The organism is Chitinophaga sp. CF418 (assembly GCF_900142925.1).
GTDB lineage: Bacteria > Bacteroidota > Bacteroidia > Chitinophagales > Chitinophagaceae > Chitinophaga.
This window is the reverse complement of the sequence record NZ_FRCN01000007.1, coordinates 117,092-141,514: the sequence shown is the minus strand read 5'-3', so window position 1 is coordinate 141,514 and position 24,423 is coordinate 117,092. Positions and strand designations below refer to the sequence as shown.

The following is a 24,423-nucleotide window of genomic DNA, read 5'->3' as shown; positions in this document are numbered from 1 at the left end:
GCACGAGGTCATCCAGGTTCATCCCGGATGACCTCTGATGCTTCAGAGAAGAACGATAAATTTTAAGCGTATTATGCAACACGTACCAGACATCACTGTTCCGGCAATAGATATAGAAAAGATCAGAAAGGATTTCCCGCTGTTACAGGAAAAAGTATATGGAATACCACTCGTATATCTCGATAATGCAGCTACTACCCAGAAGCCGCAGATCGTGCTGGATACGTTAATGCATTACTATATTCATCTCAACAGCAACGTACACCGTGGTGTACACCATCTCAGCCAGGAAGCAACCGCCGCTTACGAGAATTCCCGTAAGACCGTTGCCTCCTTCCTCAATGCCCGTAAACCGGAAGAGATCATCTTTACCAAAGGAACTACCGATGGTATTAACCTGGTGGCTTATTCCTTCGGCCGTGGCGAGATCAAACCAGGCGATGTAGTGCTGGTATCTGCCATGGAACACCACTCCAACATCGTTCCCTGGCAGATGATGTGTGAGGACAGAGGTGCAGAATTGAAAGTCATCCCCATGGATGAAAACGGGGAACTGATCATGTCAGAATTCTCTGCACTGCTCACCGATAAAGTGAAGATCATTGCGGTAACATACGTATCCAACTCCCTGGGTACCGTTAATCCCGTACGCGATATTATAACCCAGGCACATGCCCGCAACATCCCTGTACTGCTCGATGCCGCACAGGCGGTACAGCATATGCCTGTGGATGTACAGGAGCTGGATGTAGACTTCCTCGTATTCTCCGGTCATAAAATATACGGTCCTACCGGTACCGGTGTACTGTATGGCAAGGAAGAATGGCTTGACAGACTACCTCCCTATCAGGGTGGCGGCGATATGATCAAGACCGTTACCTTCGCCAAAACCATCTACAACGTACTGCCGTACAAGTTTGAAGCCGGTACTCCCGATATCAGCGGCGCTATAGCACTGGAAGCTGCTATAAAATACGTACAACAGATAGGTGTTGAAAATATCCAGGCATGGGAAGAACAACTGGTAGAATATGCCGTACAACAGCTGCAGCAGATCGACGGACTGCGCTTCATCGGTAATGCCAGGCATCGCTCCGGCGCCATCTCCTTCCTGGTACACGACATTCATCCCTATGATCTCGGCGAACTGCTGGACAAACAGGGTATTGCTATCCGTACCGGCCACCACTGTGCCGAACCTGTAATGGGCTTCTTCTGCATCCCTGGTACCGTACGTGCATCCTTTGCAATGTATACTACTTTCGAAGATATAGACAGATTAGTAGCGGGCATTAAAAAAGCTGCCGCTATGTTAACATAACAGGATTATGACTATCAAAGAAAAACAGGACGAACTGATATCAGACTTCTCTTTCATGGAGAACTGGATGGATAAATACGAGCATATTATTCAACTGGGTAAGGAACTTCCGCTGATAGACGAAAAATATAAAACGCCCGATCACCTCATTAAGGGCTGTCAGTCGCAGGTGTGGCTGCACACCGACATGCAGGACGGTAAACTGATCTTCACAGCTGATAGTGACGCTGTGATCACCAAAGGACTGGTAAGCCTGATGATCACCGTATTCTCGGGGCATACACCTAAAGAGATCGCAGCGTCTGAAATATACTTTATTGACGCGATCGGATTGAGCAGTCATCTCTCTCCTACCCGTTCCAACGGGTTATTGAGTATGCTCAAGCAGGTTAAGTTATATGCAGTTGCCTATGAGGCAAAATCTCAATCACAAAAAAACGGCAAAGAGCTATGAGCGAAAATACATTGACACTACGCGACAGGATTGAAGAGGTGCTGCGCACAGTATTTGATCCGGAAATACCGGTGAATATCTTTGAGCTGGGCCTCGTATACGAAATCAGGATAGGCGATAATAACCGCGTTGCCATCACGATGACATTGACAGCACCGGGTTGTCCGGTAGCTGGCGACATCATACGTGAAGTAGATGAGAAAGTAAGGGATATTGCGGATGTATCTGATGTAGATGTGACCCTGACCTTCGATCCACCGTGGAATAAAGATATGATGAGTGAAGAAGCCAAACTGGAATTGGGCTTCATGTAAGATGAAACCTGGAAGAAATTATACAAGCCGGTGCTGTGATTACAGGACCGGCTTTTTACATTTTATAAGAGAGTATGGTTCTCAACTCTTTATGCGGATAGCTGTCTGTCCCGCAGACTTGTCTATTTCCGTTTTCCTTTAAACATTCATAATGGTCAGTTTGTTATAACGTTTCCTACCTTTGTCATCTTATTACCTTATAAAACTCAATTATGTTTGAACAATTAACGCAACTCATTCAGCAAAGCGGTCTGCAATCTGTCATTAACAATCCCGAAGTACCTAACGAGCACAATGACGGTGTGATCGCCGAAGCACAGAACTCCATTCTCTCCACTTTCAGCCAACTGAATGCCAATGGTGAAACACAACAGGTAAATGAAGCGCTTGAATCTGCTGATCATCCGGTTACGCAGAACATTCAACAAAATTTCGCTGGCAACATCATGGAAAAGTTTGGCATCAATAGTGCTACTGCTACAAGCATTGCTGCAACCTTAATCCCTACCGTTCTGAACGCCATTAAAGGTGGCGGTGCCTCCGGAGCCGGCGGAGTTGTGGGTAACGGTTTTAACATCCAGGACATATTATCATCCCTGGGCAGTGGGGGTTTGGGCAACGGCAATATCCAGAGCTCTATCAATAGTATTGGCGGCAAACTTGGATTAGATAAAGATGGAGACGGCGATGTTGATCTGAACGATATCACGAAGATGTTCAGATAATTATCAGATGGAACTTTTAACCATTCCAATCAATAATTATGAGCAACAAACAATTGAGCACTGCTATCCTCTGTATGGTATTTGCAGTTATGGTAGCCTGTAAGGCGAAGACCAGCGACACGCAGATCCAGACAAAAGTTTCCGAACAACTCAGCACCATGCCGGAAGTGACGGCTGATGTCAAAGATGGTGTCGTAACCCTGTCTGGCAATGTAGCCGACGATGCGACCAAAGCCTCTGCTGAGGCGACGGTGAAATCCACTGAAGGTGTGAAAAGCGTCGTTAACAACATTACAGTGATGCCTGCCGCTCCGCCTCCGCCACCAGCTACTGACCCTGCTGCTGCTATCAATACTGCCGATGAAGCGCTTCGTACCGGTGTTACGAACATCTCCAAAGATTTCCCCGGTGCTGACATCAAAGTCGATGCAGGCATTATCACTGTTACGGGCGCACTCTCTGCCACTAAATGGAAGATGCTGAAACAGGCTTTGGATGCCTTGCATCCTAAGAAAGTAGATGCGTCAGGATTGAAAGTAAAATAACCTTCTAAATCACTGTTTATGTCATTACAGGACAAATACAAGGAACTGATAGATACCGCCAGATCTGCCGGCACAGGTAACCTCCAGGTGAATGAACAGGAAGGCGTATTACATATTAGTGGCGAGGCGCCTAGTGGTGCTGTGAAGGACAATCTGTGGAATATCTACGGAAAGATTGATCCGAATTTCCTCAGTGGCGATGTTGTCATGGATATCAAAGTGGCGACGGCTGTTGAGGGAGCGAAACTGGAAGTAGTGACTCAATCGTCCAATCTCAATGTGCGGAAGGGACCCGGTATTGATCAGCCGGTTATTGGCAAGGCCGCGCATGCGGAGGTTGTTACGCTGATCAGTAAGCATAGTGATGAGTGGTGGTTAGTTCGTACAAAGAACGGCGAGGAAGGGTATGCGCATGCGCAATATCTCCGGCCGGTTGAATGATAATTTATTTTTCTTTTTGGGAGACGAATGGCGTGAGCTGTTCGTCTTTTTTTTTGCGAGTGATTGGGAGGTGCGCGAATGATCAAAGCGATTGGGATTGTTGTGGGAAGGATGAGCGGCGATTCGGTTTCAGTAAGGGACTGCGGGCTGTACCCCTTTGCGAGCACTATTTATTGAACGTTGTCAAGCGTATGGACTTTGAATCTCTATTGAACTCCTATCAATCGTATAGAGGCTCTCCAAGGGCTAAGGCCCGCAGTCTCCTTCTGAAACCTTCCGCTACTCATTGCGTGGAGATTGAGTAAGAGAGTGCTTTCTATCAGTTTCACCTTATATAGGATGGTATAGAATAAATGACAATACCTGTTCTTTACTTTTGAAGTTTGAAGTTTGAAGTTTGAAGTTTGATGTTTGATGTTTGATGTTTGATGTTTGGTGTTTGATGTTTGATGTTTGGTGTTTGATGTTTGATGTTTGGTGTTTGATGTTTGATGTTTGGTGTTTGATGTTTGATGTTTGGTGTTTGGCGTTTGATGGCTGATGTTTGATGCCTGGTGTTTGATGTTTGGATATTTGATATTGGTGTAATGATCATCATTTCGCAGCTCTCAATATAAACCCATTCGTTTGTTTCTGCAGCGTATATTTGATAGTACGCTTGCCTCCTGAGGGCTTACTATCAAGATCGCTGTCCTTGTAGGCAGGATACACACGCACAATCTGATGCTGCTGAATGTAGAATGAATCCCGCCCACGATATCCTTCCTTATCCGGATCATCGAAATCGCCGGAGAAGATGCGGACAGGCTTGTTGTTTATATAAGTGATACCATAAACGCTACCAGTAGCATCAGTTCCTGCAGATGTGGTGAACAGGTATATTTCTGGGTTTCTGTCATTATTAAGATCCTCTATTACCGTTTTCTGTAGCATTCCTTTCACATCCCTGATCACAGTACTATCCGCTTTTGTGGAATCTCCTTTAAGATTAGTGGCCGCTATTGTGAGAGAACGGCCTGAACCGTCGCCTTTGGAGACAATAGCATATTTATGATCCTTAAACCTGAGGGTACTGGATACTGGCTCCGTTCCACCCTTCGTTACATTCGCATCTTCCTCGCCGGCTGCATGAGCACTGCCTGCATTGGCGGTACCACCAGCGGCATTCTGACTGGGATCCGCTGTCGCACTCTGGTTAGCCCCTTCTTGTATGCTGCTGGAAGAGTCTGCATCCATCTGCTTTTTACTCTTTATGGGCGAATTGCACGCGATGCCAAATATCAGCAGGAAACAAATGATGGGTCTCATATTTTCTCTTTTTAAATTTTCTGAGGATGTCTTTAAATTTTCTCAGGATGAATATTTGATATCTCATAACGTTTACCTGATAAAACCGGAACAAGGAACATGCCGAACAAAAGAGTGGGCATATCACTTCATATGTCAGGCTTGTTGAAGAAGGGTATGGACTGTAGCCTAAACAGGAAACTACAGGAATGGAGATATAACAATTTCAAAACAGGAATCCCTGGAGCATCCGGACATGAACAAATAATAATTTTTTACCGTTCGTCAAATCGGTATTTTGATTTAGCGCTATCGTTTTTATCTTTGCACTTCCAATTTGGAGTACGAACCTTAATATGGTAAAAACAGAGAAGCATATATTCCGCAGGTTTTTACTGTACATCATGCTGATATCCGGCCTGATGACGGGCCAGTCTACTATTGTACAGGCCAGGTCTCCATTAAAGGCCGGTAAGACTATTTGCTTTGAGCGCCTTTTCGATCATGAAAAGATCCAGATCCCCGTTATTGATAATGGTGGTATCCAGTTGGACGAGGAGGATGATATACAACTCGTCTTCGGGATAAAGAAAATACCGCGCAGAAAGCGGTATTATATCAATAGTACATACCAATCTTCCAGTTATACTACACGTTTCCTGCAGTTTCAATATAACCAGGAATTCTATATACCTGTCAGAGAGAACAAGACCGGCGTGTATACGCAGCAGCATGCGTTTCTGCCGGCCTACTATAGTTTTCTGTCCAGGTATACGCCCTTCTGAATAGCTTCACCTCTATCAGCTATTTAAGCTCTTATTGTACCCGTTTTTTTACAATAAACATGCAGCTGTAACCGCTGACGGCATTATTTTGTCCGTCGGCAGGTGCTGCGTGTATTCAACAAAAAGGACCGTGTATAACGGCCCTGTTAAACTATTCACTCTTATCATGCGAACGTTTTCGAAGATCAATATACTGGCAATGAGCATTGCCCTGGGGGGATGTATCACCCGGGGAGAAAAAATCAGCAATCAAAATGAATTACAAACATTTCCTGTTCTGCAGCTTTCTCTTTCTGACACAGTTCTGCATAGTAATTATGTAGCGGATATAGAAGCCGTACGCAACGTGGAAATTCGTGCCCGCGTGAATGGATTTCTGAATAAGATCTATGTGGACGAAGGGCAACACGTACAGCAGGGCCAACTGCTTTTTGCCCTCAATGATGAAGAATACCGTTCGGAACTGGCTAAGACGAAAGCTACGCTTAGCAGCGCTATTGCGGAAGCAAAAGGCGCACAACTGGAATTAGGCCGCGTACAGCTGCTGGTGGAGAAAAAAGTGATTGCAAAAAGTGAGCTGGAAGTGGCAAAAGCCAGACTGGCTGCTGCAGACGCAAGGATAGAAGAGGCCAGGTCGGCCGAAAGCAATGCTGCTACCAGATTGTCTTATACTGTTATCCGCGCGCCTTTCGATGGGTATATTGACAGGATCCCTTCAAAGGCCGGAAGCCTGATCGGAGAAGGCGCCCTGCTGACCTCCGTATCAGATATTAAAGAGGTGTATGCATATTTCAATGTGTCTGAAACTGAGTATCTCCAACATAAAAAAGCACATGCTACAACAGAATATCCGACAGTACAGCTGGTACTCGCGGATGGAACAGACTATCCCTACACGGGGAAAGTAGAAACCATTGAAAGCGAATTTGAGGAAACAACCGGCTCTATTGCTTTCAGGGCAAGGTTTCCAAATCCGAAAGGGTTATTGAAACATGGGGCCAGCGGAAAAGTACAGCTGAGCAATGAACTGCCGGATGCCATGCTGCTTCCACAGAAAGCTGTATTTGAAATGCAGGACAAGAATTATGTATTTATCCTGGATGCATCCAACCAGGTAAAGATGAAAAACTTTGAGCCCGGTGCACGCCTGGCAAACTGTTATGTTGTACGATCTGGTCTTCAGACCGGTGACAGGGTTGTATACGAGGGCGTACGCAACCTGCGCGATGGTATGAAGATCATTCCGGCTCCTATAACACTTGACAGTATAAAAGGGCTGTAATAGCGCGGCATCATTTGCAGCCACCGGGAAATGCGGGATTGTAATGTTACAGGCCCGCAAACTTTTTTTCATCTTCTATTACATTTTTATGTTCGATACTTTTATAAAGCGCCCTGTGTTGTCGCTGGTCATCTCATTGATCATTGTGCTGCTTGGGTTGCTGGCTTTATTTACATTACCTGTTACACAATTTCCCGACATCGTTCCGCCTTCGGTGACGGTGACGGCCAAATATACCGGCGCCAACGCGGAGGTTTGCGCCAAAGCTGTGGCTACTCCTTTGGAGCGCGCTATTAACGGCGTGCCTGGCATGACATATATGTCGTCTGTATCCAGTAATAACGGTATGACGCTGATACAGGTGTTCTTCAACGTCGGTACTGACCCCGATCAGGCGGCAGTGAATGTGCAGAACCGTGTGGCGACTATCATTGACGAATTACCGGAAGAGGTGATCAAAGCAGGTGTGACCACCGAGAAAGAAGTAAACAGTATGCTGTTATACCTCAACATTATGAGTGAAGACAGCACACTGAATGAACAGTTCATCTACAATTTCGCCGACATCAACGTATTACAGGAGTTAAAGAGGATTGACGGGGTGGGCTTCGCCGAGATCATGGGCGCCAGGGAATATGCTATGCGCGTCTGGCTGAAACCCGACCGTATGCTGGCTTATCAGCTGTCGGCAGATGAAGTGATAAACGGCATACGCAGGCAGAATGTGGAGGCGGCCCCTGGTAAAACAGGAGAAAGCGCGGATAATGATCCGCAGGTATTGCAATATGTATTGCGATACACGGGTAAGTTCTTCGAACCATCACAATATGAAAATATTATCCTGAGAGCCAATCCCGACGGCTCTGTGCTAAGACTGAAAGATGTGGCGGATGTGACCTTCGGTGCACTGAGTTACGGCATGGTATCAAAGACGGATGGGAAACCGTCTGCGTCCATCATGCTGAAACAGCGGCCTGGTTCCAATGCACAGGATGTGATCACGAACGTGAAAAAGCGGATGGCAGCGTTAAAAGCCACTTCCTTTCCGCCCGGGATGAGCTATAACTTTAACTATGACGTATCCCGCTTCCTGGATGCTTCCATCCATGAGGTATTAAGAACACTGGTGGAAGCATTTATACTGGTGTTCATTGTAGTGTTCCTGTTCCTACAGGATTTCAGGTCCACACTGATACCGGCATTGGCGGTGCCGGTGGCCCTGATCGGAACATTGTGTTTTATGCAGCTGATGGGCTTTTCCATTAACCTGCTGACATTATTTGCACTGGTACTGGCCATCGGTATAGTAGTGGACAATGCGATCGTTGTGGTGGAGGCTGTCCACGTAAAAATGCAGGAGACGCACCTGCCACCGCTACAGGCTACGCTGGCAGCTATGAAGGAGATCAGTGGCGCTATTGTAGCCATCACGCTGGTAATGTCGGCGGTATTTGTGCCGGTGGCATTCCTTTCTGGCCCCGTAGGGGTATTTTACCGGCAGTTCTCCCTGACCCTGGCTATTGCGATCGTGATATCGGGTATCAACGCGGTGACGCTCACACCCGCACTCTGCGCTATTATGTTACGCCATACACATGATGCCGGCAAGCCCCGGAATATCCTGCAGCGCTTCTTTGATAAATTCAACTACAGGTATAACAAGACAGCGCGCAGCTATCAGCGTCTGATAGGATATATAGCAGGCAGACGGGCGATTACGATCCTTATGCTGATCATATTCTTTGCAGCCACCTGGGGGATCAGTGCAGTATTGCCGGGAGGTTTTATTCCTTCTGAAGACCAGGGAATGATCTATGTAAATGTGACCACGCCCGCCGGCGCCACAGTAGCGCGTACGGAGGCGGTGCTGGATGAGGTGCAGCAGATAGCCTCACAGCTGGAGGAAGCTGAGTCAGTATCCACACTGGCGGGTTTCAGCCTGGTGAATGATGTAGCAGGTGCCTCCTACGGGATGGGGATGATCAACCTGAAGCCCTGGGAGAAAAGGAAACGTTCTGTAAAGGAGATCATCGCTGCATTGGAGAAGGACAGTAAGATCATTGCAGATGCCAGTATCGAATTCTTCCCTCCTCCTACGGTACCCGGCTTTGGTAATTCGAGTGGTTTCGAATTGCGGGTTCTCGACAAAACAGGCGGCGGTAATCTACAACAGACGGCCGAGGTGACCAACCGGTTTATTACTGCCTTGAAAGAACGTCCGGAGATAGGAAGTGCCTTCACCAGTTTCGATCCTGAGTTCCCTCAGTATATGATCCACGTAGATCAGGCTATGGCTGCCCAAAAAGGCGTTAGTATAGACAATGCGATGTCTACCCTTCAGACGCTGCTTGGAAGCTTCTATGCGTCTAATTTCATCCGTTTTGGGCAGATGTATAAGGTGATGGTTCAGGCCTCGCCCCGTTACCGCACGAAACCGGAAGATGTCATGCATCTGTATGTGAAGAATGATATGGGCGAAATGGTTCCTTTTTCCAATTTCATTAAAATGGAACGTGTATACGGGCCGGAGCAGCTGACCCGTTATAACATGTACACAGCGGCCATGATCAATGGGGATGCGGCTGCAGGTTTCAGTAGTGGCGATGCTATCGAGGCGATCAGCGAAGTAGCGAAACAGGCCTTACCCCGTGGATATAGTTTTGAGTGGAGTGGTATGACGCGGGAACAGATCATGTCGGGTAATCAGGCCATTTACGTTTTCGGGCTCTGTCTCCTGTTTGTGTACCTGCTGCTGGCTGCACAGTATGAGAGCTTCCTGTTGCCGTTGCCGGTGATCCTCTCCCTGCCTGCAGGGATATTCGGGGCCTTTCTGACACTGAAACTGGCCGGACTGGAGAACAATATCTACGCGCAGGTGGCACTGGTGATGCTGATAGGATTGCTGGGTAAGAACGCCATCCTGATCGTAGAGTTTGCGATACAACGGAATAAACAGGGGCTCACTATACTTGAAGCAGCCAAAGAAGGCGCAGTATCCCGTCTGCGCCCTATCCTGATGACATCTTTTGCGTTTATAGCAGGCCTTATACCACTTTGTGTGGCTAGTGGTGCCGGTGCTATGGGTAACCGCTCCATCGGGACTGCTGCTGCCGGCGGGATGCTGATAGGTACGGTATTCGGGGTACTGATCATTCCCGGACTGTATGTGTTGTTTGCGACTGCAGGTAAGAAGAAGGTCAGGCCTAAAAGCACGAAACCGGCCGTAGGCGTACTGACGGCATTAATGGTGGCTGGATTACTAACAGGGGGCCTACAGGCTTGCTACTCGCCGGCGAAACTCACCTTACCCGAAGGGCCTGAGACACCCCTTGCATTTGGTGACACATTACAAACGGCTGGCGGGAGTTCTTCTGATAGTGGTACGATGGCTAAAAATAGTATTGATAGCAGTGGTATCGGGGCATTGTCCTATAAACAATTCTTTACTGACACCTTGCTCCTTCAATTGCTGGACACTGCAATGGCGCATAACACAGACATGCTGCTGGCCTCGCAGCGTATGGAAACTGCCCGTGCGCAACTGATGGCCGCCAGCCGTGCATGGCAACCGGAAGTGAATATTGCTCTCAGCGCCGGCGTAGACCGCTGGGGCGATTACACGCTGAACGGCGTGGGTAATTTTGATACAAATCTATCTCCCAATATCAGCGATAAACAACGCATACCCGGACCTACACCTGATTACTTTGCGGGGCTGCGCAGCACCTGGGAAACTGATCTCTGGGGAAAACTGCGCAGCCGCAAACAGGCTGCCTTCATGCGCTTTCTGTCAAGCGAACAGGGACGCCGGCTCGTCACCACACAACTGGTATCGCAGGTCGCAGGGATGTACTATCAGCTGATGGTACTGGACTATGAACAGGAAGTGATACAGCGTAATATCGGGCTGCAGGAAGCCGCCCTGGCCACCGTACAGATACAGCAGGAAGCGGGCAGGGCCACACTACTGGCAGTTCAGCAATTCTCAGCCCAGTTGCTGAATACACGGAGTCTGGCATTAGGACTTAAACAGCAGTCGCTGGAACTGGAGAACCAGCTGAATGCATTACTGGGACGTTTCCCGCAGCCTATCAGGCGGGATACCTCATTCCTGGACGCAGCACTACCTCCTTTTGTGCAAACCGGTATACCGGCTACCATGCTTTCCCGCAGACCAGACATTCAACAGGCAGCGCTGGAACTGGAGGCCGCGAAAGCAGACGTGAAGGCAGCACGCGCTGCATTCCTTCCTTCACTGAACATTACGCCCTACGTGGGATTCAACTCCTTTAATGCAGGCCTGCTGTTCAATACCCCTGCCTCTGTAGCTTATGGCGTATTAGGAGGATTATCTGCTCCGCTGCTCAATAAAAAACAGCTGCAGGCGCAGTACAATATCACCACAGCGGCAGGAATGTCGGCATTCTATCAATACCGTCAGATGATCATCAACGGATACCAGGAAGTGATCACTGCCCTGGGGCAACTAAAGAACGGACAGGAGGTTTACGCATTAAAATCGGCGGAGGTACAGATGCTGAAGGATGGCGTCTCCACTGCAAATGATCTTTACGCTACCGGGTACGCCAATTACCTGGAAGTGATCACCGCCCAGAAAAGCGTGCTCGAAGCAGAACTGGCGTTGGCGGGTAATAAAAAAGACCTTTTCCTGGGAACAATTACATTATATCGGGCGCTGGGGGGAGGCAGGCAATAACCATAGTTCATCATACAGTTACTGTTGCGCGGATGCAGGGGTATACGAATAATGATACAGATATTCGTACGTTCATGCATCCGCACTTTTATACAAGAAAGTCCGGACGGAACGATTTTTGAGATATCCCCATAGCCAATTACATTAGAAAAGAATGATATTAATCGTAGATGATAAACCGGAGAACCTCTTTTCCCTCAGGAAGATTTTAGAACTGCACTACCTGGAAGTTGATACCGCATCTTCCGGCGAAGAAGCGCTGAAGAAGATCCTACGGAACAACTATGCGCTGATCATTCTGGATGTGCAGATGTATATGAAGGAACCGGTATTGGACTGGCCATCGCAAAGAAAGTGGTAGAGCGGCATCAGGGAATTATCGGGGCGACCAGCAGGGAGAACGAAGGAGCTACATTCATCATGGTATTGCCAGTGGAACAGCCGAAGCTGGCGACAAACTGAACCGGAAGACTACTATATTTATATTCAGGCCTTCAGCCCTTTTACAAAATCGATCATCTCCCGGATATTAAAAACCTTATCGACCCTTGCTGTATTGATGGCGTACTTCGGCATAAAAGGAGCTTCTGCCGTTGCAGGGTCCTGCACACTTGTAAAACCACCCGACTCATGCACAGCCTGCATCCCCTCTGCCCCATCCATATTAGCTCCTGACAGTAACAAACAATATAAATGGCCGCCACATACTTCAGCGGCTGAAATGAATGTCACGTCGATACTGGGACGACTGTAATGTACCTTCTCTGACGCATCCAGGGTGAGTGAGCCATCCGGTTCTATTAACAGGTGATAATCTGCCGGCGCTACGTATATACAACCCGGCAACAACATATCCTTCTCTTCGGCTTCCTTTACAGAAAGGCATGTTTTGGCAGATAGCAGTTCTGACAGCAGCGTATCGCTGCCGGCCTTGCGATGCAGTACAATGATCATTGCCAGCGGCCATTCCGGCTCCAGTTCCGGCAATAATTGTATCAGTACATCCAGGCTACCTGCAGAGCCGCCGATGACCAGCAGTTTGGGAAGAGGGGTCATGTTGCTATTTTTCTCCAGATCTTTTCTTTGTGAGCGATCGGCTTGAATAAGGGGGCTACAGTCGTAAAGCGTAGTGTTTCTTTTGCACCCAATGCCAGGAAACCCAGTTGTTCCAGGCTGTCGCTGAATAGATGCAGTACCTTATCCTGCAGATCCTTGTTGAAGTAGATAAGTACATTCCGGCAAATGATCAGCTGGAACTCATTGAAGGAATGGTCCGTCACCAGGTTATGCGCAGCGAAGATGATCTTCTCCTTCAATATATCCGAGAACCTGGCGTACTCATAATTGGCTGCATAATACCGGGAGAATTCCTGCTGTCCGCCTGATAACAGGTAATTCTGCGAATACTGCTGCATATACTGTAAGGGGAAGATCCCTCTACGGGCAGTTTCCAGCACATTTTCATTGATATCCGTAGCGTAGATGATGGATTTATGCAGAAGGTTCATTTCATGCAGCAGGATGGCCACAGAGTAGGCTTCCTCCCCGCTCGAACAGCCGGCATGCCATATGCGGATCAGCGGATAGGTGGCCAGCACCGGCAGGACCTGCCTGCAAAGCTCCCGGAAAAAACCGGGGTCCCGGAACATCTCCGTAACATTCACCGTAATCTGCTCCATCAGATGGACCAGGTAACCGGCATCTGTCTTTACCTTGTACCTGAACTCTGCAAAACCAGGGAAACGGTCCGCAATATACACACGCTGTAACCTGCGCTTCACAGATGCGAATGAATAATCCGTAAAATCATATCCATATTGCTCCAGTAAGTCATTTAACAGTAGTAAGACATCCTCATCCTTCAAATGATGCAGGTGATCCATCTTTGAGTGTTCATGCTGTTTTTGCTATCGTAAGTTCGTAAAGTTTTCCGGCATTTCCATAATCACATATCAATCTGCCCTAATATAGCGGTATAACGTCAAACGTAATGCCAACAGTGGCTCAGCAGTTAAAATCCAACATAAATAGTACACGTATTTTCGCCATTGTTACTACCTTTAGCCCAGACCTTGTCATAAGACTCATTAGTATTTAAGTTTCTATTCCGTACCTATTAATACCAGTGTATGCCACTTTTTAGGACTAAAAGCCTGCTATGTGCGGCTATATTGCTGGTAATGATCATTGCCAGCGCCTTTCGCCCGGTGAACAGCGATAAAGGCAAAATGCGGCTAAGAGGTATCAGTACAGCTGCCAGCAAAACAGTGATCTCCTATAACGAGGATAAAAGCATTGCACAACTGCTTACTATTTACCAGACAGCAGAAGGCGGTTATAGTACTACCCGCATTCCTGTCTATAAAGACGGCAGACTAATCAGGATATTTATGACAGATGAGGAGTCTTCACAGGCGCCTGCGTTATTCTCTTCTTTTGAGTATTCAGGAGAAGGCAGCATCAGGAGGATTATCTATTACCTGGACGGAGCAGTACATGGTTATGACTCACTGGCTTATGATAACAATGGTCAGATCAGTGCACGTTATTTTTTCAACGATACACAGGATGGATTGGCATTTGAAAATAATAGCTGCCAGTTCTATACCTGGAACAATAAAGGCAACATTGTTACGATTGAGAATATGGGGCGTGTGAACAGGAAATTGCCGTTCACGTTAAGTTCAACTACAACTTATATGTACGACGATCATCCTAACGCACAACATAGCATCTCCTCCCTGTGTTACCTGACAGATATTGCTGCAGAGAACATGTCTGCAAATAATATCGTCACTGAAACCATCACGCCTGCTGTCAGTAATAACAGCATCGTGAAGCGCTATTCATACACATACAATGCAGAACGGTATCCGACGAGGATCATTACACGGTATGCGGTGAATAATGAAATAGTGGTGACAGAGCTGGAGTGGGATTAACAAAACCGGTCATTATATTGGACATATTGTGCTGAAAATACGTGACTCCTGCGGAGCCAGTTATGTGATAGATTGATATTGCTTGCCATCAATATGATCATATAACTGACCGCGGGAGTCACGTATTCTTTTTCAACGTTAACTGTTCTCCTTTCCGTTATTGTGGATAGAGGATCTGTGTAGCCAGTACATCACCAGAAGTAAAACCAGCCCAATTCAATACGAATGAATTCATTACTGAGTTGGCATCTACACTCGGAGTTCCGTTGATGAATATGCCCTGGTTCTGGTTAGTGTGATAGAAACCGATTGTGTGGCCCAGCTCGTGGGTGATTGCGAACAGTTTCTGGCTGGCTGGCAGGCTGTTGTAGTTGCTGTTGATCTCAACACTTACACCTGGTCTGCCATTGGAAGTAGGAAGATAAGCGCGGGCGATCCAGTTGGCTGATTCAAAGCCCATAAATACCCTGGTGTATACACCACTTGCAGAGGTAATGATGGACATGCCCAGTCTAGTACCGTTCACAGCATTCCAGTTGTTCACTGCACCCTGAATAGCTGTTCTCCAGGCGGTAGGTACTGCAGGATCAATGTAGAGCCTCACATTAGTGTTGTAAGTGTTGCTGACCAGGTAAGAGCCTCTCCAATGCTCACCTGAAGGGATGCGGTCGGGGTTCGCATCGTTGGCTACACGTTTTTCAACTTCTTCTTTTGAAATGATTACGTCGCCATCCAGGATGAAGTTGTCTCCTTTCAGGACGATCTTGTCCTTTTTAAATCCCTGTGTTTCCAGGTAGTTCACTAATTTCTCAGTGTTGTCTTCTGACCTGGCATCAGCAGTTACATTGTCTTTACTGCAGGCAAACAGGAACATTGACAGGGCAAGGAAAAGGAAATGAATTTGACGCACATAGATTGACTTGGTTTTCATACAAACGGGTTTTTATTTTGAGGGTAAAAAAAAGAGCTACAGTGTAGGTTGAATTTACAATAAAAAAACAATGCGAAAACAAATTATTACTATCACTGCTAAACGTAATTGCAGTTAAAGATATCCCTCTAAAAACAAGACAGGACAAGCCTTTGAGACTTGTCCTGCTGCAAATATATTGCGGCATCAGCAGCTGTTAATTAGCACCCTGTTGTTCTTTAATAAATGTATTTAACTTTCTACCACTACCGGCTATCCATACAATATCTCCTTCTTCCAGATACATATTTGACTCCGGATTCAAGATTCTTCTTCCCTTCCTTTCCACGCCCAGTACGATTCCGCGGGTGCGTTCCCGTATGCCCAGTTCTCGTATAGTCTTGTTTGAGAGATGTGATTGTTTACCAATAAGGAACTGCTTCAAAGCAATCGGATCCGTGTCCAGCGTCTGTGGATCAGTATCTGCAGCTATGGGTTCGAGGAAACGATTGAACTTTTCCAGTTGTTCATCGGTCCCAATTCCCGTGATAACATCACCAGGAAACAGACGTTCATTTTTATCAGGTGCATAGATCTTCTGTCCACTTCTGTTGATTAACGCAATATTAATCCCGAAGTTTTCGCGTAGCGCTAATTCCAACAAAGTTTTACCTGCAACCGGCGACAGCGGGCGTATCTCAGCGACGGCCAGATGCGCATCCCAGGGGGCCAGCACAGACTTGTTGATCCCTCCTACTTTTGCGTCGCGTGCATTAAAATTAGAGAAGAACCGTTCTTCAATGGTGGTATAGAAAGTCTGCACTCTATGCCGCAGTGCAAAGATCAGTACCACGATGGCCAATGTAACCATCAATGCAATGGAGGGAGAAAAGAACCTGTCCATGAAAAAGCCGATCAGGAATACAGCCAGCACTACTCTGGACAAACGTACCAATAGCAAGGGACCGCGGTATTTCTTTTGTTCCCATATATTGGAAGACGCCTGGCTGCTGATATTCCTGAAGGCCAGTGCCCAAAGGAAAGGCATCAGCAAAACCAATGTGATCGCCGCACTGACTACACGCCCCCAGTTATAACCACTGATCCTGATCGTTACCAACGGTAACAGATAGTAATATGACAGGAGCGTAATAGCGAGTATGACCACTGAATAGATCGTCATATTTACGAAGTAAGATCTCAGTAATTGCTTCCAGTCACTTACTACAGAAATAGTCTGCGCCGCCGCACTGTACCTGTTCAGTGAGGTCTTCCAGCGATGCGGCAATACCGCTGCAATCTTCTCATAAAATGGCGCAGATAAGCGGATCATGTAAGGCGTGGTAAAGGTGGTAACTGCAGATACTGCAACAGCAACGGGATACAGAAAATCACTCGTCACTTTCAGCGAAAGCCCCAGCTGTGCAATGATAAAAGAGAACTCACCTATCTGGGCAAGACTCATTCCTGCCTGTACAGAAGTTTTCAGCGGTTGTCCGGAGAGCAATGCGCCGGTACAGGTACTGATCGTCTTCCCTGCCAGTGTAACTAATGTAATAATAGCCACAGGGCCTGCATATTTTACCAGCATGGCAGGATCGATCAGCATCCCTACAGAAATAAAGAATACAGCGCCAAACAGTTCTTTCACCGGCTTTACAAGATGTTCTATCTTCTCTGCCTGTGTGGTTTCTGCCAGTATAGATCCCATGATGAAAGCTCCCAGTGCCGGCGAGAATCCGGCTTGTGTAGCCAGTACCACCATCAGCAGACAAAGACCTATAGCAGTCACCAGCAATGTCTCTTCATTCATCAGCTTTTTTGTTTTCCGCAGTAGTGTGGGAATGAAGAAGATGCCTGTCACAAACCAGGCGATGAGAAAGAAAACGAGTTTGATGACGGAGCCTAGCATTTCCCCGCCGGCGAATTGCTGACTGACAGCCAGTGTGGACAGGAGTACCAGCAGTACAATAGCCACGAGATCTTCCACTACAAGGATACCAAACACCAATCCGGCAAACTGTTGTCCTTTAATACCGAGTTCCTCAAATGCACGGATAATAATGGTGGTGGAAGAAATAGATAATATGCCGCCGAGGAAGATACTATCCATGGAAGACCATCCCATGAGTTGCCCGATGAGATAGCCCAGTGACAGCATGAATAGTACCTCCACGATAGCAGTAATGGAAGATGAACCTCCTACTTTGATCAGCTTTTTAAAACTGAATTCCAGTCCGAGACTGAATAAAAGGAATATGACGCCTATTTCAGACCATATCTTGATATTGGCTTCATCAGAAACTGTAGGGAACAGGGATACATGTTGTCCCACCAGGAGGCCGGCCACAATATATCCCAGCACAAGTGGCTGCTTCAATTTCTTGAAGATCAGTGTTGTAATAGCCGCAGCAATTAATATCAAAGCCAGGTCGGCAATCAAAGGTGGTAAATGTATCATCCGGTGTTTCCAGTTTGAATGAGTTAAATAATAGTGATAACATAATAGCGCCTGCGGATGTTAATCGCAGCGCCGGTAACAAACAAGCCTATGTTCTTTAACTCACCAAAAAATATGCTGGGGATAAATCAGCGACCGGATGATTGCATGCAGATCAGACAATAGGCGTACTGCCTGTACTTTACAGGAAAATAAACTGGTTCCTGCCAGGAAATGTGCGCTGACAGTATCTGCTCCGTCACGTGTATCTGATTTAACGGATCCGATGACCGATCGCTGTGGGGTAGTGATAATGGTTTCGGGGGAGGAAGGCATTCCATGACGCCTCAGCTCCCTGTCGCATGATAATATCTTCAGGAATGGCCTGGTGGAGGGAGACACCGCGCTGGCTTTGTGGCATCCTGTTATAGCTGCATTGACAGTAAGTCCGCAGCAAAACAACATGATCAGCAGGCACAGATAAGAAAGACTCCGCATACGGGCAAAGATATTTTTTTATCCCCGTATTTTGTCGAGCAGATCGCTCAAACTGGCGGCTTCTTCTTCTGTAATCCTGTCTGCCAGGTCTTCATAAAAGGTGTCCATCAGTATATCCACGTCTGACAGGAGTTTCAGCCCCTGAGGTGTGATACTGATATCCATTTTGCGCCTGTTATGCGGACAGAGCCGGCGATGTACATATTCCAGCTTCTCCAGTTTGTCCAGTAAACGGGTCACATCGCTTGCCTTGTCCAGCATGACCTCCTTAATGTCGCCGGCAGATACAGGCTCTGGGTGACGTCCTTTTATGATCCGCAACGCATTGTAGTGCTGCGGCAACAATCCATGTTCTTTCAGGCTTGCTCCAAGGGCGTCACGCAGCCAGTTACCTGTATATAACAGGTTCACTACGATCTTGTGATAATCGTCCTTGAACTTGCGCTGATTAATAGCTTGTTCAATTCTCATACATCAAAGATAAATAAATATGCGTGTTGCAACATATTTGCGTTAATGTATTCTTTTAACAGCCTGTGGATATTTGAAATATATGCTATACTTATATTTGTATTGCACCTTATCTGTCTTTGTTTCCCCAACTGTTTAAAATAAATCTCAACAATATGTTTATGAGCATTTTAACTGCTTCCTGGCCCTGGTATGTTGCTGGTCCGCTGATTGGTCTGACGGTCCCGCTGTTATTACTGCTGGGCAACCGTCATTTTGGAATCTCTTCCAACCTCCGGCATATCTGTGCAGCCTGTCTGCCGGGGAAAAGCCCTTTCTTTTCCTACGAATGGAGGAAGGAATCGTGGAACCTCTTTTTTGCCGGAGGCATTGTCATTGGCGGCCTGATAGCCAGTACCTTATTGGCCGACAAAGGACCTTCATCCATACATCCACAACTTGCAGCGGAAATGGCCGGATATGGCGTTACGTATGCGCATGCCCCCCTCCCTGCCGAACTGTTTAACTGGCCTGCCCTGTTTACACTGAAAGGCCTTCTGCTGATGATTGTTGGCGGATTCCTGGTAGGTTTTGGCACCCGATATGCGGGTGGCTGCACCTCCGGACACGCCATTATGGGCCTTTCCAACTTACAGTGGCCTTCCCTGGTAGCTACCTGCTGCTTTATGGCAGGAGGCTTCATTATGGCCAACCTGGTATTGCCTTTTATCCTGCACCTTTAAACCAAGTTTCTATGTCATTACCTACCAATACAGATTTTGAGTTAGAAAGCCTCGATACGCCTACAGGCACCAATTATACTACAAAAAAAGCACCATGGTGGCGTCAGCTGCAATATGTGGCCGCCGGTGCCATTTTCGGGATCATCCTGATCAAATCTGAGGTGATTTCCTGGTTCCGGATACAGGAGATGTTCCGCTTACAGTCCTTCCATATGTATGGCGTGATCGGGTCTGCAGTGGCAACAGGGATCATTTCAGTGATGATCCTTAAAAAGACAGGCGCTAAGACCATTTATGGAGAACCTATCACCTTCCGGTCCAAATCTTTCCATAAGGGCCAGATCTTCGGAGGGTTACTATTCGGCTTTGGCTGGGCGCTCACAGGCGCTTGTCCGGGTCCCTTGTTTGCGCAGATAGGGGCTGGTTTTAGCGTTTCACTGGCTACACTGGCCAGTGCTATACTGGGAACATGGGTGTATGGAACGCTGAAGGATAAACTGCCGCATTAGGAACTGTACTTTCTTCTTTTATAACAACTTAGGCGAATCGATACTTCCTGTTTGAAACTACTTATTTGAACAAGTGTAAAAACGACACATTGCAATACTGGCAAGCCAAAAGAAGGATCAAACGATTACAGGGATGTTAATTTTTGGTTAACGGTTGGCAATTTCTTGCGTTAACCAGATAAAATATACCCTTTACCAAAATGAGAAAGCAGGGTCAATTGTCTCTATTATCTTTGGTACAGGTTTTTCATAGGATATGGTTAAAAAATTAAGGGCGGTATTCTTATCGCCCTTCCTTATTGTAGCTCCCTCATATCTTTTTCCCATTTATATGTTTATATTTAAAGACTTATATTGAACGTAAAATATTCATTTCAGGATGACATATGCACTTATTACTGGCGCCAGCAAGGGAATTGGTCTCTCAATGGCACACGCCCTCGCTTCCCGGAAGTATAATCTGCTGCTGATAGCCAGGTCTGAAGAAGAACTGGCAGGGATTGCCGGCGAACTATCCTCCAGATGGCAGGTAAAAGCTGATTATCTGGCGATTGATCTTTCCCGGCCGGATGCAGCAGCAAAAGTGTATGAATGGTGTAAGGCTGGTAACTATGCCGTATCTGTGCTGGTCAACAATGCCGGTTATGCCGTATGGGGTAATTTTATCTCCCGCAGCCTGGAGGAACAACAGCAGATGGTGCGGGTGAATGCGGAAACGCCGGTAGCGCTATGTCATTATATGCTGCCCACGCTGCAGCAACAGCCACAGTCTTATATACTTAATGTCTCCAGTACAGCCGCTTACCAGGCTGTTTCCACATTGTCCTTGTATGCGGCCAGTAAATCATTTATATTGTTATTTTCCCGCGCATTACGGCAGGAATTGAAGTCTACTAATGTCTCAGTAACCTGTCTCTGCCCAGGCCCTGTTAAGACCAATTTTATCAATAGGGCAAGCATGCAGGCGATACAGGCAACAGCAGACAAATATGGCATGATGCCAGATACTGTGGCGGAAATCGCCATTAGGGGAATGTTCAAAAAGAAATCGGAGATTATTCCTGGTGCGTTAAATGTTATTTCTGCCTTCCTTACACGACTGGTACCCAAGGCATTAGTAGAAAAAATAGCAGCGGACCTGTACAAAACGAGAGAGAAATGAGCTTTATTTTTTTGTTGTGAATAATTTAATTATCTTCAATCTACAAAATTAGTAGACTAATAATGATCAGTAAATTATTCCCACTTCAGTTCTCTCCCTCCTGCTTCCCTATCAGCAAGGAATGTCCTTATTGTTGTTGCTGATATGTTCATATCTCTATGAATATTTATATAGAGCATTATATACACTGTCGCTTACTTAAATTCAGCAATTAACAAACCTACAATTATTAAACTTAGTATCTATGTCAGCAGCTTATCACACATTTACGCTAGGCAATACGCTTACAGATGAACAAAAGGCATTTTTCGAAGAGCATGGTTATATACACTTTTCCGGATTTCTCTCTCCGGAGGAAGTACAGGAGATCGTTACCGCATCAGAAGAAGTTCAGGAAAAATGGATTGCAAGCAAAGTAGAAAAAGTGAATGGGGTTCCCGTTAAATATGGGAAAGACCTTGACGGCCGTCCTATCGTACAACGTTTCGCATTTTTAAACCAGCATACAAAAGTACTTTCTGACCTCCTGAGGGATGACAGAATGCAGGCATTACTGCAGTTGATAGGGCCTGGTGCGCGCATCGGAGCAAATGAAAAAGATGGTATGGTGTTAAATCACTACGTGAATGGTCCTGAAAGCACCTTCACTAAAATGGGATGGCACACAGACGGCTTACGGGATATTTTCCTTGGTGGCAAACTGAATCCGATGTTAAACGTAGGCATACATCTCAGCACATTACGTCCTGAAAATGGAGGCCTCCGCATTATACCAGGCACGCATAAACAAGGCATTCTCAGCATGTTGTTCCGTAAAAAATATTTCGTTGGTCATAAACCTGATAAAAATGAACTGGCCATCATTCCTAAGGCAGGAGATCTGACCGTACATGACGGAAGGTTATGGCATCGTGTTGCAAAGTCCTCTATTATTGGCGAAGAAAGCCGCAGAAGAGTGATTTATGTGCCGATCATCGCCGGTAAATATGAGCCGAAACATGAGAATAGTCCTACGTTACTCTATCAGCGACTCGCAGGTGTTATTCTCAAATAACTTCTGCGTATACATTATTATAAAAATGGCGGATTTGTTGATCCGTCATTTTTTATGTCATTAATAAGCTGTCCTACTTTGCTGCTTTTCCTCAAATCGCTTCCTGTTCTCCAATATTGTGTCCATATTGGTCTGTCCCCAGGCAGCGAGTTGCTGGATATGCGGTACAAGGCTCTTACCCAGCTCAGAAAGCTCATATTCTACTCTTGGCGGGATCTCGGGAAAGAACTGTCTTATCACCAGTCCGTCAGATTCGAGAGAACGCAATGTCACGGTAAGCATCTTCTGGGAAATGTCTCCTATCGTATGCGCTATCTCGCTAAAACGGAGCTTTCCCTCATGCGACAACAGCTCTATTATCAATATAGACCATTTGTCGCCGAACCTGTCCAATACCTGCCGGATAGGACAAGTACCGCCTATCCAGATCTTTTGACCAATTTTTCTACTCATAACAAATTGATTTCCACGATTGTTACTAAAAGGTTAGTAAGTTGCTACGGCGAAACGTTCTTGTTTTACAATAACACTCCCTATAACTTTGGCTTTCTAAAAGAAAGTAACTCTCTACCAGGAGTAAAATTATCACAAATATTTAAGATTATGAGAAATCGTAAATAGCGTGAAACATTAACCTAGGTTAAGATTTTCTTTAACGATATATGTTGAAACATCTATTATCAAAAAAAAGATCTAATTTTAATTTCTAAACAAGAGCAAAACATGAAAAAAATCACAATCATCGCCTCTTTACTGGCCCTTTCAGCAACTACTTTTGCACAAACAACATGGTCTGTAGACAAAGCTCACTCAAGACTTGGTTACAGCGTATCTCACATGACTATCTCCGAGCAGGAAGGTAACTTCAAAGACTACGATGTAAAGATCACCACCACTAAAGATGATTTCTCTGACGCTTCTTTCGATGTAACTATCAATGTAGGTAGCATCAACACCGAAAACGAAATGCGTGACAAGCACCTGAAGAGCCCAGACTTCTTCGATGCTGAGAAATTCACTACCATCACTTTCAAGAGCACTTCCATCAAGAAAGTAAGCGGTAAACAATACAAAGTGACTGGTGATCTGACCCTGCACGGCGTAACTAAACCAGTTACTTTAACTGCTGTTTACAATGGTACTGTTGAGAATCCAATGAGCAAAAAACCAGTAGCTGGTTTCACAATCACCGGTGCTATCAAACGTGCTGATTTCGGTTTTGCAAGTGCAATGCCAGCTGCAGTACTGGGTGAAACTATCAGTCTGAGAGCAAGTGGTGAATTCACTAAATAATAAAGAAGGCAATGAAAAGATTAATCATATTTTCATCAACACTGCTGCTATCAGCAGCAGTGTTTGCCTACGCAGTTGTAGCGCAGGCATGGAACATCGGTGGTAAATACAATATCAGCTTCTCCAGCAATGAAGTAAGCGGTATCTTCAAAACCTTTAAGGGTACCATCGCGTTCGACGAACAGAATCTGGCGGCTTCCAATTTCGCCGTTACGGTAGATGTTGCATCTATCAATACCGGTAACGCCCTGCAGAACAAACACGCTAAAAGCGACGAATGGTTTGATGCTGCGAAATTTCCAGAGATCAAATACACTTCCAAAAAGATCGTGAAGGCAGGTGCTGGTTACCAGGTAACCGGTGATCTTGAGATCCACGGCGTTAAGAAGGAGTTCACTATTCCTTTCACCTTTAAGAAAGCTGGCAACAACGCTACTTTTAATGGCACATTTAAAGTGAACCGTAACGATTTCCGTATTGGTAAACCAGGCGGTGACGTTGCAGATGTGATCGATGTTACAGTAGCTGTTCCTGTTGTTAAGGCCTAATCT

27 protein-coding genes are annotated in these 24,423 nt (G+C 46.2%); 18 read left to right on the top strand and 9 right to left on the bottom strand.

Translation table 11 applies throughout. The annotated features are described in order from the left end of the window. The first annotated feature begins 73 nt into the window (after positions 1-73). From F3I09_RS16665 to F3I09_RS16640, 6 genes are all read left to right on the top strand, one after another. A complete protein-coding gene (locus F3I09_RS16665; RefSeq protein ID WP_149696169.1) occupies positions 74-1,321 on the top strand; it encodes an aminotransferase class V-fold PLP-dependent enzyme in 1,248 nt (415 codons plus the stop codon). A gap of 7 nt (positions 1,322-1,328) precedes the next feature. After that, entirely contained in the window at positions 1,329-1,775 is a 447-nt protein-coding gene (locus tag F3I09_RS16660) for a SufE family protein (RefSeq protein ID WP_149696168.1), read from the top strand. Then, on the top strand, positions 1,772-2,089 hold the full coding sequence (locus F3I09_RS16655; protein WP_149696167.1) for an iron-sulfur cluster assembly protein: 318 nt from the start codon (positions 1,772-1,774) through the stop codon (positions 2,087-2,089). The genes F3I09_RS16660 and F3I09_RS16655 overlap by 4 nt, the downstream gene beginning before the upstream one ends. Positions 2,090-2,301: 212 nt before the next feature. Beyond that, positions 2,302-2,814: a hypothetical protein gene (locus tag F3I09_RS16650; protein ID WP_149696166.1), complete on the top strand. Its 513-nt coding sequence runs from the start codon at positions 2,302-2,304 to the stop codon at positions 2,812-2,814. 38 nt (positions 2,815-2,852) lie between these two features. Continuing rightward, entirely contained in the window at positions 2,853-3,359 is a 507-nt protein-coding gene (locus F3I09_RS16645; protein ID WP_149696165.1) for a BON domain-containing protein, read from the top strand. An 18-nt stretch (positions 3,360-3,377) separates the two neighbouring features. Then, a complete protein-coding gene (locus tag F3I09_RS16640) occupies positions 3,378-3,800 on the top strand; it encodes an SH3 domain-containing protein (RefSeq protein WP_149696164.1) in 423 nt (140 codons plus the stop codon). A gap of 370 nt (positions 3,801-4,170) precedes the next feature. Here F3I09_RS16640 and F3I09_RS34085 read toward each other — a convergent pair whose 3' ends face one another. Next, complete coding sequence (locus F3I09_RS34085; protein ID WP_188133839.1) at positions 4,171-4,398, bottom strand: hypothetical protein; 228 nt, start codon at positions 4,396-4,398, stop codon at positions 4,171-4,173. Then, positions 4,395-5,108: a hypothetical protein gene (locus F3I09_RS16630; protein ID WP_149696163.1), complete on the bottom strand. Its 714-nt coding sequence runs from the start codon at positions 5,106-5,108 to the stop codon at positions 4,395-4,397. Before F3I09_RS16630 ends, F3I09_RS34085 begins: the two co-directional genes overlap by 4 nt. Before the next feature lie 383 nt (positions 5,109-5,491). On the opposite strand from F3I09_RS16630, the gene F3I09_RS16625 reads away from it, so the two are divergent. From F3I09_RS16625 to F3I09_RS34415, 5 genes are all read left to right on the top strand, one after another. Next, positions 5,492-5,872, top strand: a complete 381-nt coding sequence (locus F3I09_RS16625) for a hypothetical protein (RefSeq protein WP_149696162.1) — start codon at positions 5,492-5,494, stop codon at positions 5,870-5,872. Positions 5,873-6,038: 166 nt separating this feature from the next. Beyond that, complete coding sequence (locus F3I09_RS16620) at positions 6,039-7,154, top strand: efflux RND transporter periplasmic adaptor subunit (RefSeq protein WP_149696161.1); 1,116 nt, start codon at positions 6,039-6,041, stop codon at positions 7,152-7,154. 88 nt (positions 7,155-7,242) lie between these two features. Next, positions 7,243-11,871, top strand: coding sequence for an efflux RND transporter permease subunit (locus tag F3I09_RS16615; RefSeq protein ID WP_149696160.1), 4,629 nt, complete (start codon positions 7,243-7,245; stop codon positions 11,869-11,871). Positions 11,872-12,025: 154 nt separating this feature from the next. Next, positions 12,026-12,232 (top strand): PleD family two-component system response regulator, encoded by a 207-nt coding sequence (locus tag F3I09_RS16610; protein ID WP_223233266.1) that lies wholly within the window; start codon positions 12,026-12,028, stop codon positions 12,230-12,232. Beyond that, positions 12,226-12,333, top strand: a complete 108-nt coding sequence (locus F3I09_RS34415; RefSeq protein WP_223233265.1) for a hypothetical protein — start codon at positions 12,226-12,228, stop codon at positions 12,331-12,333. The genes F3I09_RS16610 and F3I09_RS34415 overlap by 7 nt, the downstream gene beginning before the upstream one ends. A gap of 24 nt (positions 12,334-12,357) precedes the next feature. Here F3I09_RS34415 and F3I09_RS16600 read toward each other — a convergent pair whose 3' ends face one another. Further along, complete coding sequence (locus F3I09_RS16600; protein ID WP_149696159.1) at positions 12,358-12,927, bottom strand: chemotaxis protein CheB; 570 nt, start codon at positions 12,925-12,927, stop codon at positions 12,358-12,360. After that, positions 12,924-13,754 (bottom strand): protein-glutamate O-methyltransferase CheR, encoded by an 831-nt coding sequence (locus F3I09_RS16595; protein ID WP_149696158.1) that lies wholly within the window; start codon positions 13,752-13,754, stop codon positions 12,924-12,926. The genes F3I09_RS16600 and F3I09_RS16595 overlap by 4 nt, the downstream gene beginning before the upstream one ends. Before the next feature lie 246 nt (positions 13,755-14,000). On the opposite strand from F3I09_RS16595, the gene F3I09_RS16590 reads away from it, so the two are divergent. Then, positions 14,001-14,813: a hypothetical protein gene (locus tag F3I09_RS16590; protein WP_149696157.1), complete on the top strand. Its 813-nt coding sequence runs from the start codon at positions 14,001-14,003 to the stop codon at positions 14,811-14,813. A gap of 157 nt (positions 14,814-14,970) precedes the next feature. Here F3I09_RS16590 and F3I09_RS16585 read toward each other — a convergent pair whose 3' ends face one another. From F3I09_RS16585 to F3I09_RS16570, 4 genes are all read right to left on the bottom strand, one after another. Beyond that, on the bottom strand, positions 14,971-15,744 hold the full coding sequence (locus F3I09_RS16585; RefSeq protein ID WP_149696156.1) for a M57 family metalloprotease: 774 nt from the start codon (positions 15,742-15,744) through the stop codon (positions 14,971-14,973). Positions 15,745-15,940: 196 nt separating this feature from the next. Then, a complete protein-coding gene (locus tag F3I09_RS16580; protein WP_149696155.1) occupies positions 15,941-18,184 on the bottom strand; it encodes a cation:proton antiporter in 2,244 nt (747 codons plus the stop codon). 102 nt (positions 18,185-18,286) lie between these two features. After that, the gene (locus tag F3I09_RS16575; RefSeq protein WP_149696154.1) at positions 18,287-18,661 is read right to left on the bottom strand and encodes a hypothetical protein; all 375 of its coding nucleotides are present in this window, start codon (positions 18,659-18,661) and stop codon (positions 18,287-18,289) included. Between the two features lie 18 nt (positions 18,662-18,679). Next, on the bottom strand, positions 18,680-19,132 hold the full coding sequence (locus tag F3I09_RS16570; RefSeq protein ID WP_149696153.1) for a MarR family winged helix-turn-helix transcriptional regulator: 453 nt from the start codon (positions 19,130-19,132) through the stop codon (positions 18,680-18,682). Between the two features lie 161 nt (positions 19,133-19,293). On the opposite strand from F3I09_RS16570, the gene F3I09_RS16565 reads away from it, so the two are divergent. From F3I09_RS16565 to F3I09_RS16550, 4 genes are all read left to right on the top strand, one after another. Beyond that, positions 19,294-19,854 carry a YeeE/YedE family protein gene (locus F3I09_RS16565; protein ID WP_149696152.1) on the top strand — a complete coding sequence of 187 codons (561 nt, stop codon included), beginning with the start codon at positions 19,294-19,296 and terminating at the stop codon, positions 19,852-19,854. An 11-nt stretch (positions 19,855-19,865) separates the two neighbouring features. Further along, positions 19,866-20,363 (top strand): DUF6691 family protein, encoded by a 498-nt coding sequence (locus F3I09_RS16560; protein ID WP_149696151.1) that lies wholly within the window; start codon positions 19,866-19,868, stop codon positions 20,361-20,363. Positions 20,364-20,742: 379 nt separating this feature from the next. After that, positions 20,743-21,525, top strand: a complete 783-nt coding sequence (locus tag F3I09_RS16555; protein WP_149696150.1) for an SDR family oxidoreductase — start codon at positions 20,743-20,745, stop codon at positions 21,523-21,525. A 244-nt stretch (positions 21,526-21,769) separates the two neighbouring features. Then, entirely contained in the window at positions 21,770-22,579 is an 810-nt protein-coding gene (locus F3I09_RS16550) for a phytanoyl-CoA dioxygenase family protein (RefSeq protein ID WP_149696149.1), read from the top strand. A 60-nt stretch (positions 22,580-22,639) separates the two neighbouring features. Here F3I09_RS16550 and F3I09_RS16545 read toward each other — a convergent pair whose 3' ends face one another. Next, on the bottom strand, positions 22,640-23,032 hold the full coding sequence (locus F3I09_RS16545; RefSeq protein ID WP_149696148.1) for a helix-turn-helix domain-containing protein: 393 nt from the start codon (positions 23,030-23,032) through the stop codon (positions 22,640-22,642). Positions 23,033-23,302: 270 nt separating this feature from the next. Here F3I09_RS16545 and F3I09_RS16540 point away from each other — a divergent pair, with 270 nt between their 5' ends. Next, the gene (locus F3I09_RS16540) at positions 23,303-23,872 is read left to right on the top strand and encodes a YceI family protein (RefSeq protein ID WP_149696147.1); all 570 of its coding nucleotides are present in this window, start codon (positions 23,303-23,305) and stop codon (positions 23,870-23,872) included. An 11-nt stretch (positions 23,873-23,883) separates the two neighbouring features. After that, entirely contained in the window at positions 23,884-24,420 is a 537-nt protein-coding gene (locus tag F3I09_RS16535) for a YceI family protein (RefSeq protein WP_149696146.1), read from the top strand. Positions 24,421-24,423 lie beyond the last annotated feature (3 nt).